Raw genomic sequence first — 14,825 nt, forward strand, 5'->3', positions numbered from 1 at the left:
TTTCCCCGGTCGCAGAATATCTAAATATCGACTCGGTCAGTTCCCTCGCCCCTCTGGGGAGAGGGTTAGGGTGAGGGGTCGATCCAACTCCCGCAACCGGGCCTCGATAAACCGCCGCTCCGGCACTTGCTGCGTCAACTCCAACGCCCGCTCATAAGCCGTCCGCGCCTCCTCAACCCTTCCCAACTGTCGACAAAACTCCGCCCGCGCCGCGTGCGCCAAGTGGTAATCCAGCAACTCACCCCGCGCCAGAATCCCTTCAATCAACTTCAGCCCCGCCAGCGGTCCATCCCGCTTGGAGATCGCCGCCGCACGGTTCAGTTCGATCACTGGCGAAGGCGCCGCCCGCAACAGCACGTCATACAGACCCACAATCTCCAGCCAGTCCGTTTCCGCCGCCGTGGGCGCTTCGGCATGCGACGCCGCAATCGCCGCTTGCAGGCAGTAAGGCCCGAAGCGCCGGGTTGTCAGTGCACGCTCCACCAGTGCGCAACCTTCAGCAATCATCTCGGCGTCCCACAACGAACGGTCCTGCTCATCCAGCACGATCAACTCTCCGCTCGCCGACGTCCGGGCCGGGCGTCGGGACTCGTGCAACAGCATCAGCGCCAGCAGCCCCATCACCTCGGGTTCGGGCAGCAGTTCCATCAACAAACGACCGAGCCGAATCGCCTCGCGGGTCAAATCCTCACGGGTCAGTTCCGCGCCCATGGATGCGGAATAGCCTTCGTTGAACACCAGGTAAATCACCCGCAGCACGCTGTCCAGGCGCTCGGGCAACTCCGCCAGGGTCGGCACCTGATAAGGAATTTTCGCGTCACGGATTTTCGCCTTCGCACGTACGATGCGCTGGGCGATAGTCGCTGGCGACGACAGGAACGCCCGGGCGATTTCTTCCGTGGTCAGGTCGCAGACTTCCCGAAGCGTCAACGGCACCTGGGCGTCCGCCGCAAGTGCCGGGTGGCAACAGGTGAAGATCAGGCGCAGGCGATCGTCTTCCACGTCTTCATCACTCCAGTCGGCCTGCTCCAGCGACTCCAGTTGAGCGATCAACATCGGTTGCGACGCGATGAAGCGTGCGCGCCGCCGCAACACATCAATGGCCTTGAAGCGCCCCGTGGACACGAGCCAGGTACGCGGATTGTCCGGCACGCCGTCACGCTGCCAGCGCTCGACCGCGACGAAAAACGCCTCGTGCAAGGCTTCTTCGGCGAGGTCGAAATCGCCGAGCAAACGGATCAGGGTCGCCAGAATCCGCCGTGACTCTTCGCGATAAACCTGCTCGACCTGCGCCCGTACCGACTCGACAGACATCAGGCGCCGGAATTCAACTGGCGAACGGGACGCACCTCGACACAGCCGACCCGGGCCGCCGGGATGTTGCCGGCGACCTGGATGGCTTCATTGAGGTCTTTGGCATCGATCAGGTAAAAGCCAGCCAATTGCTCCTTGGTTTCGGCGAACGGGCCGTCGGTGATCGACATCTTCCCGTTGCGCATCCGCACCGTGGTCGCGGTCTGCACCGATTCCAGCGCCTCGGCGGCGACCATTCGGCCGCTGCCCTGGATCGCCTCAGCATAGGCCATGCATTCAGCGTCATTCGGGCTTTCGGGCAGCGAGTGCAACTCGTGCTCGTTGCTGTAGACCAGGCATAAATACTTCATGGGGCTCTCCTGAATCGAACGGATCAACTATGGCTGCTGATTGACGCTTACGCGACATTCCCGACGAATCGGCCTGACGTTCAGGGTTCCAGGTTGAACAGCACCGTGCCGCTCATCATGTCGAACGGGGCCGACCAGTGTTCGTGGACGATGCGCCATTGCCCATCGTCGCGCCGATAGCAGGCGGTCACGCGCATCCAGCAGGCCTGGGTCTCGCCCTTCTCGTTGGTGCCGCCGCAATGGGCCAGCCAATGGGCGAAGGCGATGTGCTCGTCTGCCACGATGTTCATATGGTCGAAGTCGAACTTGTGCGCGCCCTGGCACATTTCCATGCATTCCTGCCAATGCGCGCGGTAGGCAGCCTTGCCCCGAAATTGCAGGGCCTTGACCGCGTCGTAGGAGACGATGTCCTCGGCATACAGGGGCATGAGTTTCTCGACATCCTTGGCGATGACCGCCTGACGATAGGTATCGATCAGGGTCTGGATTTCGTGGGTAGCGTTCATGGTGTTTCTCCGTGGTTTTTGTTGTGAAGACACCCTTAGTCGTCTGGTGAAAAGCCAAATCGACAGTCCAAATAAAAATAATCCATGGACGCAAACTCGTTAGAATCCGAAACACATTTTGTTGGAAAAAGGACACTCCAGTGACAGCCCGACTCGTGCCTTACGACAGCCTGAACGCGCTTCAGCGCCAGCAGGTCGAGGCCATTGAAGTTCACAAAGAACAAATCAGGTTCTCCGGCGACATTCACGGTGCGTTGCACACCTTGCTGTCCAAACCCGGCCCCGGCGTCAAAGGATTTGCGCTACTGGTCGAGGAGGTTCCCGTGGCCTTTCTGCTGCTCAAGCGCCCGCCCGTGCTGCCGGCGTGGGCCAATGAACACAGCGCGACCCTTCACGCACTGCAAGTCGATCAACGGGCTCAGGGCAAAGGCTATGGCAAGGCCTGTCTGCAAGCCCTGCCCGACGTGGCCCGTCAGGCGTTTCCGGAGATAAAGGGGCTGGAATTGTCAGTGGATGCGGATAACGCATCGGCCATCGCGCTTTACGCAAAATTCGGCTGGGTCGACAGCGGCGAAGCCTACAGGGGCCGGATCGGTTACGAACGGCGCATGGGTCTGATTTTGTGAGGTGGTTATGCTCAACAGCATCGAAGAACTGGAAGCCCTCTACGGCCAGCCCCACGATCGCGCCGTGCGCAAGCAAATCCCTTTTTTGAACGAGGATTATCAGGCGATGGTCCGCGCCTCGCCGCTGGTGATCGTCAGCTCGGTGGGGCCTGACGGGATGGACGGTTCGCCGCGGGGCGACACGCCGGGTTTCGTGCGGATCATTGATGAACGCACCCTGGCGATCCCGGATCGGCCGGGCAACAACCGCATCGACACGCTGCGTAACGTCGTACTCGACTCGCGGGTATCGCTGCTGTTCATCATTCCCGGGATTGGCGAAACGTTGCGGGTTAACGGCACGGCAAAGATCAGCGCCGAACCTGGGTTGCTGGAGAGCTTTGCGGTCAATGGCAAACCGGCGCGCACGGTGATGCTGGTGACGGTCGAAGCGGCGTACTTCCACTGCTCCAAAGCCATCGTTCGTTCGGATTTATGGAACCCGCAAAAGCACCTCGAACGCTCGGCGCTGCCGACGGCGGGTGCCTTTCACAAGCGGTTGAACGATGGGCAGTTCGATGCCGAGACGTATGACCGGGAAGCGCCGGTCAGGGTGCGCGATAGCCTCTACTGATCAAACACGAAAAAAGGGTTGCCTGGAGGCAACCCTTTTGGGATTTGGCTAGCTGTTAGAGGAGAAGACAGTAATCGAGCAACTGTTTCTCGATACTTTGACGCTGGCCGATAACCAAAGCGACCACTACAAGGTTTTCACTCGGGAACACCTCATACAAGACCCGCTGCCCCATGGGCAAGTACTCACGAAAATGAGTGACCCCAAGCGACGCTGCTTCCTGACAAACACCGTAAACATGGGCCTGACTGCTCAGAACTGTAACGATCTGCATCACCAACTGATCAACCATCTCTGCCGCTTTTTTTCGACCGCATTGCTGCGTGAGATGGTGCTCCAGCGAAATAACCCCATGCTCCGCAGCCGTCGCAAACTCTACCCTGAAGGCCTCAGGCATCGTTATCGTCTTGCTGCAATTGACGCCGCTGCTCCAGTCTGGCCAGCAAAGTGTCGGCAGAAATCAGTTTCCCCTGCTCTTTGTCGCGAGAGGAGAACGATAGAAGTTTGATCAGCGCGATGGCCTCGTCTCGCCGCTTACGCTCCTCGTAGGATTCGATCACATAAGCCGGAACGCCATTCTGAGTGACGAGCATCGGCTCAGAAAGATCCAGCGCTGCCGCATTCTTTTTAACAAAACTGATAGTTTCAACTCGCATCATTCATTCCTCTGCTCACCACCCGAACAGGATGGCCAATGCAACAAGGTCTGAATTTAGGCCATTAAAAAACTTATCTCAAGAATTCATTTGCTCTTTTCCCAACTCCAACACCATCTCATGCCACGCCATCCCGCCATGGTCAGACGCTGAAGGCTTGATGTAGGCAAACCCGAACCCGGCATACAGCGGAATGTGCCGCTCCTTGCACATCAGATGGATGCTGGTCTTGCCCAACGCGCGCATCCGCTCGATGAATTCGCCCATCAACCGTTTCGCCAGCCCCTGCCCCTGAAAATCCGGGTGCACCACCACCGACATGATGACCACGTGCGGGCCGGCCGGGTCGTGGCCGATCAGTTCCTTGAACGCCTCGTCCGACATTTCTACCTGAAACGCCGCACCGGAATTGATGAAACCGGCTACAACGCCATCGACTTCGGCCACGATGAAACCTTCGGGCCAAGTGGCAATGCGCGTGGCGATTTTTTCGCGGGTGGCGGCTTCGTCGCCTTCGTAGGCAACGGTTTCGATGGCGTAACAGCTGTCCAGATCAGTAGGCAGGGCGTTTCGGATGACAGGGTTCGACGAGTTCATGGCGCAGCGCAGACCTTGGGGCAAGTGAGATGACAGGATAACGCTCGCCGATTCTAGCAATACTTGCTTGCCCTCGAACGCCCGATACCCACCCCTCGTATGAAGTGCATAGGGTTCAAGGACGGCGCCGTAAAGCTTTCATATAACCGCTACCCAAGGCCCCGGGTTCGTATTATCTATCTGTGTCTCGACGATTGATGACGCCCAGCCACGGCAGGTTGAGCGCTCCTCATCCCCCCCCCAGGACTTTGATCATGAGCTCGACTCAAATCGGCCTACTCGTGTTGTTCAGCATTACCTCGTTCGGTTTCATCACGCTGTACATCGATTTCCTGCACGAACGCCGGATCAAGAAAGACAAGTGAGCGACACACGGCCAGGCGCTGCGACCAGCGTTCGCCGTGCTTTACAGCCCCACCAAGCGATATCCCACCTGCAATTCGGTGATGAAATGCTGCGGCTGGGCCGCATCGGCCTCCAGTTTTTGCCGCAAGTGCGCCATGTGCACCCGCAGATAGTGAGCACGATCGACGTAATCCAGGCCCCACACTTCCAACAGTAGCTGGCGATGGGTCATGACCCGGCTTTGTCCGCGAATCAGCGCGCAAAGCAAGCGATACTCGATGGGAGTTAGATGGACCGGTTGGTTTTCGCGCCGGACCTCGTGCGTGGCCATGTCCACCTCGATCATGCCGAATGTCACCTTGCTGGTGACCGCGGCGGTGCCGTTTTGCACATGCCGACGCAACTGGGCGCGGATACGCGCGAGTAACTCGGGCACGCCGAAGGGCTTGACCAGATAATCGTCCGCCCCCGCATCCAGTGCCGCCACTTTTTCCTCTTCACGATCACGGGCCGACAGCACCAGAATCGGCACCGTCATCCAGCCCCGCAACTCACTGATCAATTGTTTGCCGTCACCGTCGGGCAAGCCCAGATCGACAATCACCAGATCCGGTTGACGGCTGGCGGCGTGGATCAGGGCGCGTTTGACGTTGTCGGCCTCGAACACCTGAAAACCTTCGTCCTGCAGCGCGATACCGATGAAACGGCGGATGTTGGCCTCGTCCTCGACAATGAGGATGCGTGCACTGGTCGTCATAGCGATTCCATGGAAGGCGGATGACCCGCCGGTAAAGTGATGACAAAGCGGATGCCCGAGATGGCCTGAGGCTGAGCCTCGATCGTTGCGCCATGGGCCTGGACAATCCGTTTTGCCAACGCCAGCCCAAGGCCGATGCCGGCAACGGCCGACTCCTGCTGACCCCGGGTGAACGGTTCGAACAAACTCTGAGGCGTGCTGCCCTGAGGACAACCGGGACCGGCGTCGATCACCTCCAACACAATGCTGTCCTCCTCTTGCCGGGCCACAACCTGTACCAGCGTTCCGGCCGGGGTGTACTTGGCGGCGTTGTCCAGCAGGTTGACCAGCACGCGCTCGATCAACAGCGCATCGACTTCCACCAACGGCAACAGTGGCGACAGGGCGGTGCGCACCACATGCCGCGCCAATGGCTCGCGCAGTTGACGCAAAGCACTGCCGACAATTTCCTCCAGTGAGTGCCATTGCCGGTTGAGGCGCACACCGCGTTCCTGCATTCGGGCCATGTCCAACAGGTTTTCGATCAACCGCTGCATGGAGCTGGCCTGATCGCGAATACCGCCCAGCAACTGGGTCAGCGGTCCGGGCGGCGCATGGGGCGCTGCTGCGTCTGCCGCGCCGATTATGGTGGTCAGCGGCGTGCGCAGGTCATGAGAGATCGCAGCCAGCAGGGTATTGCGCATGCGCTCGCCCTCCATCTGCACCAGGGTGCTTTGCGCCACTTCGACGAAATGCACCCGTTCCAGCGCTATCGCCAGTTGGCTCATGCAGGCCTCGAGCAAGCGCTGCTCTTCAGGCCCGTTCAACCGCTCGGGCTCAGCCAGCGCGAGCACCAACACTCCGCGCACGCGCATTGGCGCCTTCAACGGCAAATACCGGCCCTGAGCGGCGGCCAGCGTATCGGTGCCCTGGCCGGCGGGTTGGCCATGGTCGTAAACCCATTGAGCAATGTTTTCATCGATCGCAAATGCACCCGCGCCACAAGCGTGGACACTGTCGGCGGCGTCCGGCAGTGTCAGCCCGACCCGCGCTTCAAATACGCCGCTGAAGGTGCGCAGCGCCACCTCCGTGATCTGCTCCACCGTCAGTGCCGCCGACAAGTCGCGAGCCAACCTGGCCAACGAAGTCGCGCGCCGTTCACGGCTGGCAGCGGTGCGGGCTTCGTGACGCAAGCGTGCCGTGAGCTGCCCGGTGATCAACGCAATACCCAGCATCAGGGCGAAGGTAAAGAAGTACTGGGTGTCGTTGACCGTAAACGACCAGCGTGGCTGGACGAAGAAGAAATCAAAACACAGCACCGCCAGCATCGCCGCCCAGACACCCGGCCCTCGCCCAAAGCGCAGGGCGACCAGCACCACCGTGAGCAAAAACAGCATGACCACGTTGGCCAGGTCAAACACCTGCAACAGCAACGCGGCCACCGCCGTGGCGGCAAAACAGGCCAGGCTGGCCCACAGATAAGCCGGAACCCTGCTGGGCGGAAGCGCTGTATCTGTATTCACCGCCACCGCAACCACGATAGGCAGTGGGCCATGGGCGATGACAATCTGATCGATCTCGGGATGGCGACGGCTGATGCGGTCACTGACCGACTGGTGCCAAAACTGCCAGACCTTGCGCGGGTAATGCCCGAGCACCAGCCGGTTGGCGTTGTGCTCACGAGCAAACGCCACCAAAGCCTCGGCCACGTCCATGCCCGAGAGCGTGGCAGTGTCGGCACCGAATTCGGCGGCCAGTGCCAAGGTCTTCATGGCGGCGGCATAGCGGTGCGCACCCGCGCCACGTCGCTGCACCGAAGGCACATGAACGACAATCCAGTCCGCCTCAAGTTTTTGTGCCAGACGCGCCGCTTCACGAACCAGACGTTCATCCGAAGGGTGCCCTGCCACGCCAACCAGTAAACGCTCGCGCGCGGGCCAAAGGGAATTGATGGATCGCTCGCGGCGATAGTCGCGCATCTGTGCATCGACGCGATCAGCGGTACGCCGCAACGCCAGCTCGCGCAAGGCCAGCAGGTTGCCCTTGCGAAAGAAATGCCGGGACGCGCGCTCGGCCTGGGGCGGCAGGTAGACCTTGCCTTCCTTGAGACGGCGCAGCAGGTCATCGGGTGGCAGGTCGATCACCACCACTTCATGGGCACCGTCGAACAGATGGTCGGGCACGGTCTCGCGCACCCGGATGCCGATGATCCCGCTGACGATATCGTTGAGACTTTCCAGGTGCTGGACATTGAGGGTGGTCCAGACGTCGATGCCGGCGCGCAGCAGTTCTTCGACATCCTGCCAGCGCTTGGGGTGACGCGAACCGGGAACATTGCTGTGGGCCAGTTCATCCACCAGCAGCACCGCCGGACGCCGCGCCAGCGCGGCATCCAGATCGAACTCGCTGAGGGCACACTCGCGATGCATCACGTTATAACGCGGCAGCAATTCCAGGCCAGCGAGCAGTTCGGCGGTTTCCCGGCGGCCATGGGTTTCTATCACGCCAGCCACCAGGTCACGGCCCTGGGTCACTTCGCGTTGGGCCGCGGTGAGCATCGCGCAGGTTTTCCCCACCCCGGCGTTGGAACCGAAATAGATGCGCAGTTTCCCACGCAGGGCGGCCTGTTCGTCCTGTTTCAGCTTCTCCAACAGCGTGTCGGGATCAGGGCGGCCGTCTCGTGAAGCGGTGAACGTATCAATAACGGGCATGGCAATCCTTTTGAACTGCACGGCGCCATACACGGCGCCGTGCAGTCAGTCCTTTCAAACCAGGCCGAGCCCGGTCAACAGCATGTCGATCACCTTGATCCCCGCGAACGGTACCAGCACGCCACCCAGGCCATAGATCAGCAGGTTGCGATTGAGCAACGCCGCCGCGCCGATGGCTCGGTAAGTCACGCCCTTGAGCGCCAGCGGGATCAGAAACACGATGATCAGGGCATTGAAGATCACCGCGCTGAGAATCGCCGAGTTCGGGCTGCTCAGGTGCATCACGTTCAGTGCGCCCAGTTGCGGGTAGGTCGCGACGAATGCGGCCGGTACGATAGCAAAATACTTGGCCACATCGTTGGCCACGCTGAAGGTGGTCAACGCGCCGCGCGTCATGAGCATCTGTTTGCCGACTTCCACCACCTCGATCAGCTTGGTCGGGTTGCTGTCCAGATCGACCATGTTGCCCGCTTCCTTGGCGGCCTGAGTACCACTGTTCATGGCCACCGCCACGTCTGCCTGAGCCAGTGCCGGCGCATCGTTGGTGCCGTCTCCGGTCATGGCCACCAGCTTGCCCTGGGCCTGGTAGTCGCGGATCAGTTGCAGCTTGTCTTCCGGCCGAGCCTCGGCGAGAAAATCGTCAACCCCGGCTTCCACGGCAATCGCTGCCGCCGTCAGGCGGTTGTCGCCGGTGATCATGACTGTCTTGATCCCCATGCGCCGCAGTTCGGCAAAGCGCTCCTTGATCCCCCCCTTGACCACGTCCTTGAGTTCCACCACGCCCAATGCCTGTTGGCCATCACACACGACCAGCGGTGTGCTGCCACGACGGGAGACTTCATCGACCCTGGCCTGCAACGCGGACGGGAAGCTGCCGCCCAGCGCCTCGATGTGCAGGCGAATGGCATCTGCCGCACCCTTGCGGATGCTCCGGCCACCGGCCAGATCGACGCCGCTCATGCGGGTTTGCGCGGTGAAATGCACGAAGCTCGCACCCAGGGCATTGAGGTCCCGCGCCCGCAGGTCGAACTTCTGCTTGGCAAGCACCACGATACTGCGCCCCTCCGGCGTTTCGTCGGCCAGCGAGGCCAGTTGCGCAGCGTCGGCCAGTTCCGACTCCTTAACCCCGGGCGCCGGCAGGAAACTGCTGGCCTGGCGGTTACCCAGCGTGATGGTGCCGGTCTTGTCCAGCAGCAGGACGTCAATGTCGCCAGCCGCTTCCACGGCTCGCCCGGAGGTGGCAATGACGTTGGCCGACATCATCCGGCTCATGCCCGCCACACCGATCGCCGACAACAGACCGCCAATGGTCGTGGGGATCAGGCAAACCAGTAGCGCCACCAGTACTGTTGCGCTGACCACGTCACCTCCGCTCATGCCCACCGCGAACATCGAGTACGGGCCCAGGGTCACGATCACCAGCAGAAACAAAAATGTCAGGCCCACCAGCAGAATGTTCAGCGCCACCTCGTTGGGAGTCTTCTGGCGTTTCGCGGATTCGACCATGGAAATCATGCGATCCAGAAATGACTCGCCCGGGTTGACACTGATGCGCACCACCAGCCAGTCCGACAGCACTTTTGTCCCACCGGTTACCGATGAAAAGTCGCCGCCCGCCTCGCGAATCACCGGTGCCGATTCTCCGGTAATCGCGCTTTCATCAACCGACGCCACGCCTTCGATCACCACGCCATCGAGGGGCACCAGATCGCCAGCCTCGATCAACACCACATTGTCCTTGAGCAGTTCGCCGGAAGGCATCGGCATCCAGGCGGAGCCATGCCGGGGTTGCTTCAACAGCTTGGCCAGGGTCTGGCGCTTCATCCCGCGCAAGCTGGCCGCCTGGGCCCGACTGCGCCCCTCGGCCAGGGCTTCGGCGAAGTTGGCGAACAGCACGGTGAACCACAGCCACAACGTGATGCTGAGAATGAAGCCACTGGAGGCTTCACCCTTGCCGCCCAGTGATTGAAACCACAACAGCGTGGTGAGAATGCTGCCCAGGTACACCACAAACATCACCGGGTTCTTCCACTGCGCCTGGGGCAGCAATTTCTTGAAGGCATCCAGGCACGCCGTGAGCAACAACCCACGGTCGAACAAAGGCAAACGAGCTTGCTTACTCATGGTTGTTTCTCTTACTCACTGGCCGCAAGGGGTGGCTGATGCGCAGGCGCCAGAGCATCCAGCGCGAGGTTGAGTTGCAGCACATTGACTCGGGGTTCGCCGAGCAGGCCGAAGGTGCGTTGTTCGGTGTGGGTATTCACCAGCTTCAACAGATCGGCTGGCGGCAGGTGGCGCAGACGTGCGACGCGCGCCGCCTGAATCTGTGCGTTGGCCACCGAAATGTGCGGATCCAGGCCTGAAGCCGACGAGGTGACCGCATCCACCGGCACCTGCGCATCTGCCGCCAGGCCGTTCTGCCGGCGGTAGGCTTCGACCCGCACGGCCACAGCATCGATCAACTTCTGGCTGGTAGGGCCAAGGTTGCTGGCGCCACTGGAACCTGCGTTATACGGCTGCGCCACGCTTTTGCTCGGATCCAGTGGATCTGCGCCGAGGGTCATGCTCGCACGCCCCTGGAAATACTCGGGCCGGGTGAAATGCTGGCCGATCACCGCCGAACCGATCACTAACCCATCCCGTTCAACCAGGCTGCCCTGGGCCTGAAACGGGAACAGCACGTTGGCCACCAGTGTGGTGAACAACGGATACGCCAGCCCGGTCAGCAGCATGAAAAACGCCGCCGAAATCAGCACCGGGCGCAACAGGCCGACAAACAGAAATTGCATCTTGGTTTGTGTTTGTACTTGAGTCATCACAGCCCCCTTACTTGTAGGTCTGGCCAGACAGCAACTGCAGTTGCTCGACCAGCGGGCCGAGCGCGAGCGCCGGCAGGAAAGTCAGGCCGCCCACCACCAGCACCACGAACACCACCAGGAACATGAACAGTGGTGTGGCGGTCGGAATGGTGCCGGCACCGGCCGGGATGTTCTTTTTCATCGCCAAGGAACCTGCGACGGCGAGCATCGGCAGCATGGTGAAGAAGCGTCCGAGCAACATGGCAAGACCGATTGTGGTGTTGAAGAACGGCGTATTGGCGTTCAATCCGGCGAACGCCGAACCGTTGTTGGCAGTGCCCGAGGTGTAGGCATAAAGCACCTCGCTGAAGCCATGGGGCCCCTGGTTGTTGAGGCTGTTCATGGTGTCTGGCCAGAGTGCCGCCAGGGCCGTGAAGCCAAGAATACAAATGGGGTGCGCCAGCACTGACAGCATCACCAGCTTGATCTCCCGTGCCTCGATCTTCTTGCCGAGGAACTCGGGGCTGCGACCGATCATCATCCCCACCAGAAACACCGTCAGCAACGCGTACTGGATCAGGTTGATAAAGCCCACACCGTCGCCACCGAACACGCAATTGAGCATCATCTGCGCCAACGGTACGAAGCCGCCCATGGGCGTCAGCGAGTCATGCATGGCGTTCACCGAGCCGGTGGTTGCGCCAGTGGTGGTGGTCACGAACAGGCTGGTGTCGGCAATCCCGAAGCGCAGTTCCTTGCCTTCCATGTTGCCGCCACTCTGGGTGGCCGACAGTACTTGGTCCGCGCCCACCCGGGTCAGCAGCGGGTTGCCACTTTGTTCAGCCGTGTAAACGATGCTCAGAAAGCCGACGAACATCACCAGGAACGTGCCGAAGAACACCCAACCCTGACGCCGACGCATCAGCATGCTGCCGAAGGTGTACGTCAGCGCCGACGGGATCAGTAGCATGCTGAGGATATGCAGCATGTTGGTCAGCGGAGTCGGGTTCTCGAACGGGTGTGCGGCGTTCATGCTGAAGAAGCCGCCGCCGTTGGTGCCGATGTGTTTGATCGACTCGAAACTCGCCACCGCGCCGACGATCAATTGCTGCTGTGCACCTTCCAGAGTGGTGGCCAGTGCCTGGGAATTCAGGGTTTGCGGCATGCCTTGCCAGACATAAACCAGCGCCATGCCAAAACACAGTGGCAGCATCACCCGGTACAGCGTGCGAGTGAAGTCCACCCAGTAGTTGCCGATATCAGCGGAGTTCGACCGACTAAGGCCGCGAATGAAACCCGCCGCTGCCACAACGCCGGACGTTGCGCCGACGAACATCAGGAAGGTGATGACCGCCATCTGGCTGAAGTTGGATAGGCTGGTTTCACCTGAATAAGCCTGCCAGTTGGTGTTGGTGATAAAAGACGCTGCGGTGTTGAACGCAAGATCAGGGGTTTGCGCGTTCAGCCCCAAGGGGTTGAGCGGCATGAAAACTTGCAGGCGCAACACGATGTATCCCAGCAACATCATCGCCGCATTAGATAGCAGCAGGGCCGAGCCATAACGTGCCCAGCCCATCGTTTCGGCCGTATCGATCCCCAGCAGACGATAAGTAGCGCGCTCCGCCAAGGCATGTTTACGCCCGGTAAATACCAGCGTCAGCCACTTACCCATCAACACGGCGAGTCCGGTCATCAACCCGAGAATCACCGCAAATTCCAGCATAGTGCTCAACATGTCGATGCTCCGTTCAAAGCTTGCCCATGGCGACGATGACCATGGCTGTCGCAGCAAAAAAAACCACGCTAACCCCCATAAAAATCAGGTCGTACATTGCCGATTTCCTTTCTCAAGACCGCCCTGGCGGGCTGATAAAAAAGCCTGTGCCGCAATGACTGCGGCCATCAAAACTTCTCTGCACGGATAAGGGCGTAACCCAGGTAGGCAAACAACAAGGCGGCACACAGGCCGCTGGCGATGTAAATGAACTCGAGTGTTAACAAGACAGCTCCCCCTGACAAAACGAAAGGACACCCGCAATCGGGTACCGGCTGAGAGCGTCAGTACAAAAAACGCACTGAATTCACGCTCTCATCTGCGCCTTGCAGGGTAAGTGAGGGGGTATCAAGGACGGACACTGATTGGGGGCAGCGGTATTAAGACGGCGTATAGAACGAGCGAAACGAGCGGTATGCGGGAGGTGATGCGAGGGGCCAACGACAGTCACGAACGGGCACTGTGAAGTGCCCGTCCCGGGCTAGGCTCATTACGATTTGAGCGGCAGCCAGATTTCCAGCACACCGGTGTTGAGCGTCGGGTTGAAGTCTTCGCTGTAGCGTTCGAATTCCGGCGCGTCCGCCGCCTGATAACCGGACTGCGGCAGCCAGGTTTTCCAGATGTACTGGAAGGTCTGGGGCAACTGATCGAGAGAGCCCTTGTGCTCGAACACCGCGTAATGCTGAGGTTGAACCTCAACCCAGCGGTACTTTTCGGGCAGGTCGTCGAGCTTGCTGATTTCAACGCCGGCGATGTATTCGAAGCCGCCCTTGCCATCCGGATTGCAACAGATGCCGTAGGTCACTTCGTTTTTTTGACCGGGAATTTTGCCCATCTCGGGAATGAATTTCTCCCAGAGATCGGGAATGCCTTTAGTCGTGTCTGCGGTAAATCGTCCACCAAGCCCTGCAATGAGCAGGAAGTGCCCGTGCTCGAAGCGTGGCTTGGCGGCTTCGACGCCTGTTTGCTCATCCATGACTCAACTCCTGGAACAAAAAAGTGGGTTCGGCTGGGAGTATAGAACCCAAACCGAATTCGCCCAGTTACAGTGCATGCAACTGTTCGACGGCACCCGAGCCGACGAACTCGTTATACCCCGATAGGATCACGTAGACCGCGAAATAGCAGAAGATCGCTGCCGATGCCAAATAGGAGTAACGCAGCAGTTTGTCACCCAGTAACTTGCCGCCGTGACTCGCTGCGAAGCACAAGGCGACACACCAGAGCAACCCGGCGCACAGAAATCCGCCGAGAAACAACGCCGAACTGAGCGTGCCACCGCCACCGGAACGAGCGATCAATGTGCCGCCCACCGCCGCGAACCAGAGAATGGCGCTGGGAGACGACATGGCGAGGAAGATCCCGCGGAAAAACTCGCGCCGATGAGAGTTCTGACCCACGTCTTCGGCCTGCGCCAATACCGCCTCATGGTGAATCGCCGAATAGATCATCTTCGCCGCGAAGTACAACAACAGCGCCGACCCTCCGATCCACAGCACCCAGCGCACGGTTTCGTATTGCAGCAAAACGGTCATCCCGGCCAAGGCCAGCACGGCGTAGATCAGGTCGCCGACACACGTCCCCAAACCCAGCGCGAAGCCTTGAAAATAGCCACGCTGCATCGCCAACGTGATCATCGCGATGTTGGCCACGCCGATGTCCAGGCACAACGAAAGGCTCAGCAAGAAGCCACTGGTAAATTCCATCAACCGATTTCCTTCGGACAAATTTGTTTACATAGTCGCTGGACAGTTTGCCACATCAGCACTTACATTCCGCCACAGGTCACCGCAGTGACC

General features: G+C 60.1%; 16 protein-coding genes. 2 read left to right on the plus strand and 14 right to left on the minus strand.

Translation table 11 applies throughout. The annotated features are described in order from the left end of the window. Positions 1 to 36: 36 nt before the first annotated feature. From QFX16_RS22340 to QFX16_RS22350, 3 genes are all read right to left on the minus strand, one after another. Positions 37 to 1,314, minus strand: coding sequence for an RNA polymerase sigma factor (locus tag QFX16_RS22340; protein ID WP_283181375.1), 1,278 nt, complete (start codon positions 1,312 to 1,314; stop codon positions 37 to 39). After that, positions 1,314 to 1,664, minus strand: a complete 351-nt coding sequence (locus QFX16_RS22345) for a YciI family protein (protein WP_283181376.1) — start codon at positions 1,662 to 1,664, stop codon at positions 1,314 to 1,316. Before QFX16_RS22345 ends, QFX16_RS22340 begins: the two co-directional genes overlap by 1 nt. An 80-nt stretch (positions 1,665 to 1,744) precedes the next feature. Further along, entirely contained in the window at positions 1,745 to 2,170 is a 426-nt protein-coding gene (locus tag QFX16_RS22350) for a YybH family protein (RefSeq protein WP_008151160.1), read from the minus strand. 140 nt (positions 2,171 to 2,310) lie between these two features. Between QFX16_RS22350 and QFX16_RS22355 the strand changes: the two genes are divergently transcribed. After that, on the plus strand, positions 2,311 to 2,796 hold the full coding sequence (locus tag QFX16_RS22355) for a GNAT family N-acetyltransferase (RefSeq protein WP_283181377.1): 486 nt from the start codon (positions 2,311 to 2,313) through the stop codon (positions 2,794 to 2,796). A 7-nt stretch (positions 2,797 to 2,803) separates the two neighbouring features. Beyond that, the gene (locus tag QFX16_RS22360) at positions 2,804 to 3,409 is read left to right on the plus strand and encodes a pyridoxamine 5'-phosphate oxidase family protein (RefSeq protein ID WP_283181378.1); all 606 of its coding nucleotides are present in this window, start codon (positions 2,804 to 2,806) and stop codon (positions 3,407 to 3,409) included. 55 nt (positions 3,410 to 3,464) lie between these two features. On the opposite strand, the gene QFX16_RS22365 is transcribed toward QFX16_RS22360, so the two are convergent. The 11 genes from QFX16_RS22365 to QFX16_RS22415 all read right to left on the minus strand — a co-directional run bounded on the left by QFX16_RS22365 (position 3,465) and on the right by QFX16_RS22415 (position 14,732). After that, complete coding sequence (locus tag QFX16_RS22365) at positions 3,465 to 3,806, minus strand: type II toxin-antitoxin system RelE/ParE family toxin (RefSeq protein ID WP_283181379.1); 342 nt, start codon at positions 3,804 to 3,806, stop codon at positions 3,465 to 3,467. After that, on the minus strand, positions 3,799 to 4,065 hold the full coding sequence (locus QFX16_RS22370) for a type II toxin-antitoxin system Phd/YefM family antitoxin (RefSeq protein ID WP_283184619.1): 267 nt from the start codon (positions 4,063 to 4,065) through the stop codon (positions 3,799 to 3,801). The genes QFX16_RS22365 and QFX16_RS22370 overlap by 8 nt, the downstream gene beginning before the upstream one ends. Before the next feature lie 78 nt (positions 4,066 to 4,143). After that, positions 4,144 to 4,662, minus strand: coding sequence for a GNAT family N-acetyltransferase (locus tag QFX16_RS22375; RefSeq protein WP_283181380.1), 519 nt, complete (start codon positions 4,660 to 4,662; stop codon positions 4,144 to 4,146). A gap of 406 nt (positions 4,663 to 5,068) precedes the next feature. Beyond that, positions 5,069 to 5,764: a response regulator gene (locus QFX16_RS22380; RefSeq protein WP_283181381.1), complete on the minus strand. Its 696-nt coding sequence runs from the start codon at positions 5,762 to 5,764 to the stop codon at positions 5,069 to 5,071. Next, positions 5,761 to 8,454 carry a DUF4118 domain-containing protein gene (locus QFX16_RS22385; protein ID WP_283181382.1) on the minus strand — a complete coding sequence of 898 codons (2,694 nt, stop codon included), beginning with the start codon at positions 8,452 to 8,454 and terminating at the stop codon, positions 5,761 to 5,763. The genes QFX16_RS22380 and QFX16_RS22385 overlap by 4 nt, the downstream gene beginning before the upstream one ends. Positions 8,455 to 8,508: 54 nt before the next feature. Continuing rightward, positions 8,509 to 10,578, minus strand: a complete 2,070-nt coding sequence (kdpB, locus tag QFX16_RS22390; RefSeq protein ID WP_283181383.1) for a potassium-transporting ATPase subunit KdpB — start codon at positions 10,576 to 10,578, stop codon at positions 8,509 to 8,511. An 11-nt stretch (positions 10,579 to 10,589) separates the two neighbouring features. Continuing rightward, on the minus strand, positions 10,590 to 11,270 hold the full coding sequence (gene kdpC, locus QFX16_RS22395; RefSeq protein WP_283181384.1) for a K(+)-transporting ATPase subunit C: 681 nt from the start codon (positions 11,268 to 11,270) through the stop codon (positions 10,590 to 10,592). A gap of 10 nt (positions 11,271 to 11,280) precedes the next feature. Further along, positions 11,281 to 12,987 carry a potassium-transporting ATPase subunit KdpA gene (kdpA, locus tag QFX16_RS22400; protein ID WP_283181385.1) on the minus strand — a complete coding sequence of 569 codons (1,707 nt, stop codon included), beginning with the start codon at positions 12,985 to 12,987 and terminating at the stop codon, positions 11,281 to 11,283. Between the two features lie 167 nt (positions 12,988 to 13,154). Continuing rightward, positions 13,155 to 13,253 carry a K(+)-transporting ATPase subunit F gene (kdpF, locus tag QFX16_RS22405; protein ID WP_095130908.1) on the minus strand — a complete coding sequence of 33 codons (99 nt, stop codon included), beginning with the start codon at positions 13,251 to 13,253 and terminating at the stop codon, positions 13,155 to 13,157. A 263-nt stretch (positions 13,254 to 13,516) separates the two neighbouring features. After that, a complete protein-coding gene (locus QFX16_RS22410; protein ID WP_283181386.1) occupies positions 13,517 to 14,002 on the minus strand; it encodes a GyrI-like domain-containing protein in 486 nt (161 codons plus the stop codon). A 67-nt stretch (positions 14,003 to 14,069) separates the two neighbouring features. After that, complete coding sequence (locus QFX16_RS22415; RefSeq protein WP_283181387.1) at positions 14,070 to 14,732, minus strand: LysE family translocator; 663 nt, start codon at positions 14,730 to 14,732, stop codon at positions 14,070 to 14,072. Between the last annotated feature and the right edge of the window lie 93 nt (positions 14,733 to 14,825).

The organism is Pseudomonas svalbardensis, from assembly GCF_030053115.1.
GTDB lineage: Bacteria > Pseudomonadota > Gammaproteobacteria > Pseudomonadales > Pseudomonadaceae > Aquipseudomonas > Aquipseudomonas svalbardensis.

What these genes read in the sequence shown, in the direction of transcription:
- QFX16_RS22380 (WP_283181381.1), bottom strand. Translation starts at nt 5,764, where the DNA reads ATGACGACCAGTGCACGCATCCTCATTGTCGAGGACGAGGCCAACATC.
- QFX16_RS22415 (WP_283181387.1), bottom strand. Translation starts at nt 14,732, where the DNA reads ATGGAATTTACCAGTGGCTTCTTGCTGAGCCTTTCGTTGTGCCTGGAC.
- QFX16_RS22370 (WP_283184619.1), bottom strand. Translation starts at nt 4,065, where the DNA reads ATGCGAGTTGAAACTATCAGTTTTGTTAAAAAGAATGCGGCAGCGCTG.
- kdpC (WP_283181384.1), bottom strand. Translation starts at nt 11,270, where the DNA reads ATGACTCAAGTACAAACACAAACCAAGATGCAATTTCTGTTTGTCGGC.
- kdpA (WP_283181385.1), bottom strand. Translation starts at nt 12,987, where the DNA reads ATGTTGAGCACTATGCTGGAATTTGCGGTGATTCTCGGGTTGATGACC.
- QFX16_RS22410 (WP_283181386.1), bottom strand. Translation starts at nt 14,002, where the DNA reads ATGGATGAGCAAACAGGCGTCGAAGCCGCCAAGCCACGCTTCGAGCAC.
- QFX16_RS22385 (WP_283181382.1), bottom strand. Translation starts at nt 8,454, where the DNA reads ATGCCCGTTATTGATACGTTCACCGCTTCACGAGACGGCCGCCCTGAT.
- QFX16_RS22375 (WP_283181380.1), bottom strand. Translation starts at nt 4,662, where the DNA reads ATGAACTCGTCGAACCCTGTCATCCGAAACGCCCTGCCTACTGATCTG.
- QFX16_RS22350 (WP_008151160.1), bottom strand. Translation starts at nt 2,170, where the DNA reads ATGAACGCTACCCACGAAATCCAGACCCTGATCGATACCTATCGTCAG.
- kdpB (WP_283181383.1), bottom strand. Translation starts at nt 10,578, where the DNA reads ATGAGTAAGCAAGCTCGTTTGCCTTTGTTCGACCGTGGGTTGTTGCTC.
- QFX16_RS22340 (WP_283181375.1), bottom strand. Translation starts at nt 1,314, where the DNA reads ATGTCTGTCGAGTCGGTACGGGCGCAGGTCGAGCAGGTTTATCGCGAA.
- QFX16_RS22360 (WP_283181378.1), top strand. Translation starts at nt 2,804, where the DNA reads ATGCTCAACAGCATCGAAGAACTGGAAGCCCTCTACGGCCAGCCCCAC.
- QFX16_RS22365 (WP_283181379.1), bottom strand. Translation starts at nt 3,806, where the DNA reads ATGCCTGAGGCCTTCAGGGTAGAGTTTGCGACGGCTGCGGAGCATGGG.
- QFX16_RS22345 (WP_283181376.1), bottom strand. Translation starts at nt 1,664, where the DNA reads ATGAAGTATTTATGCCTGGTCTACAGCAACGAGCACGAGTTGCACTCG.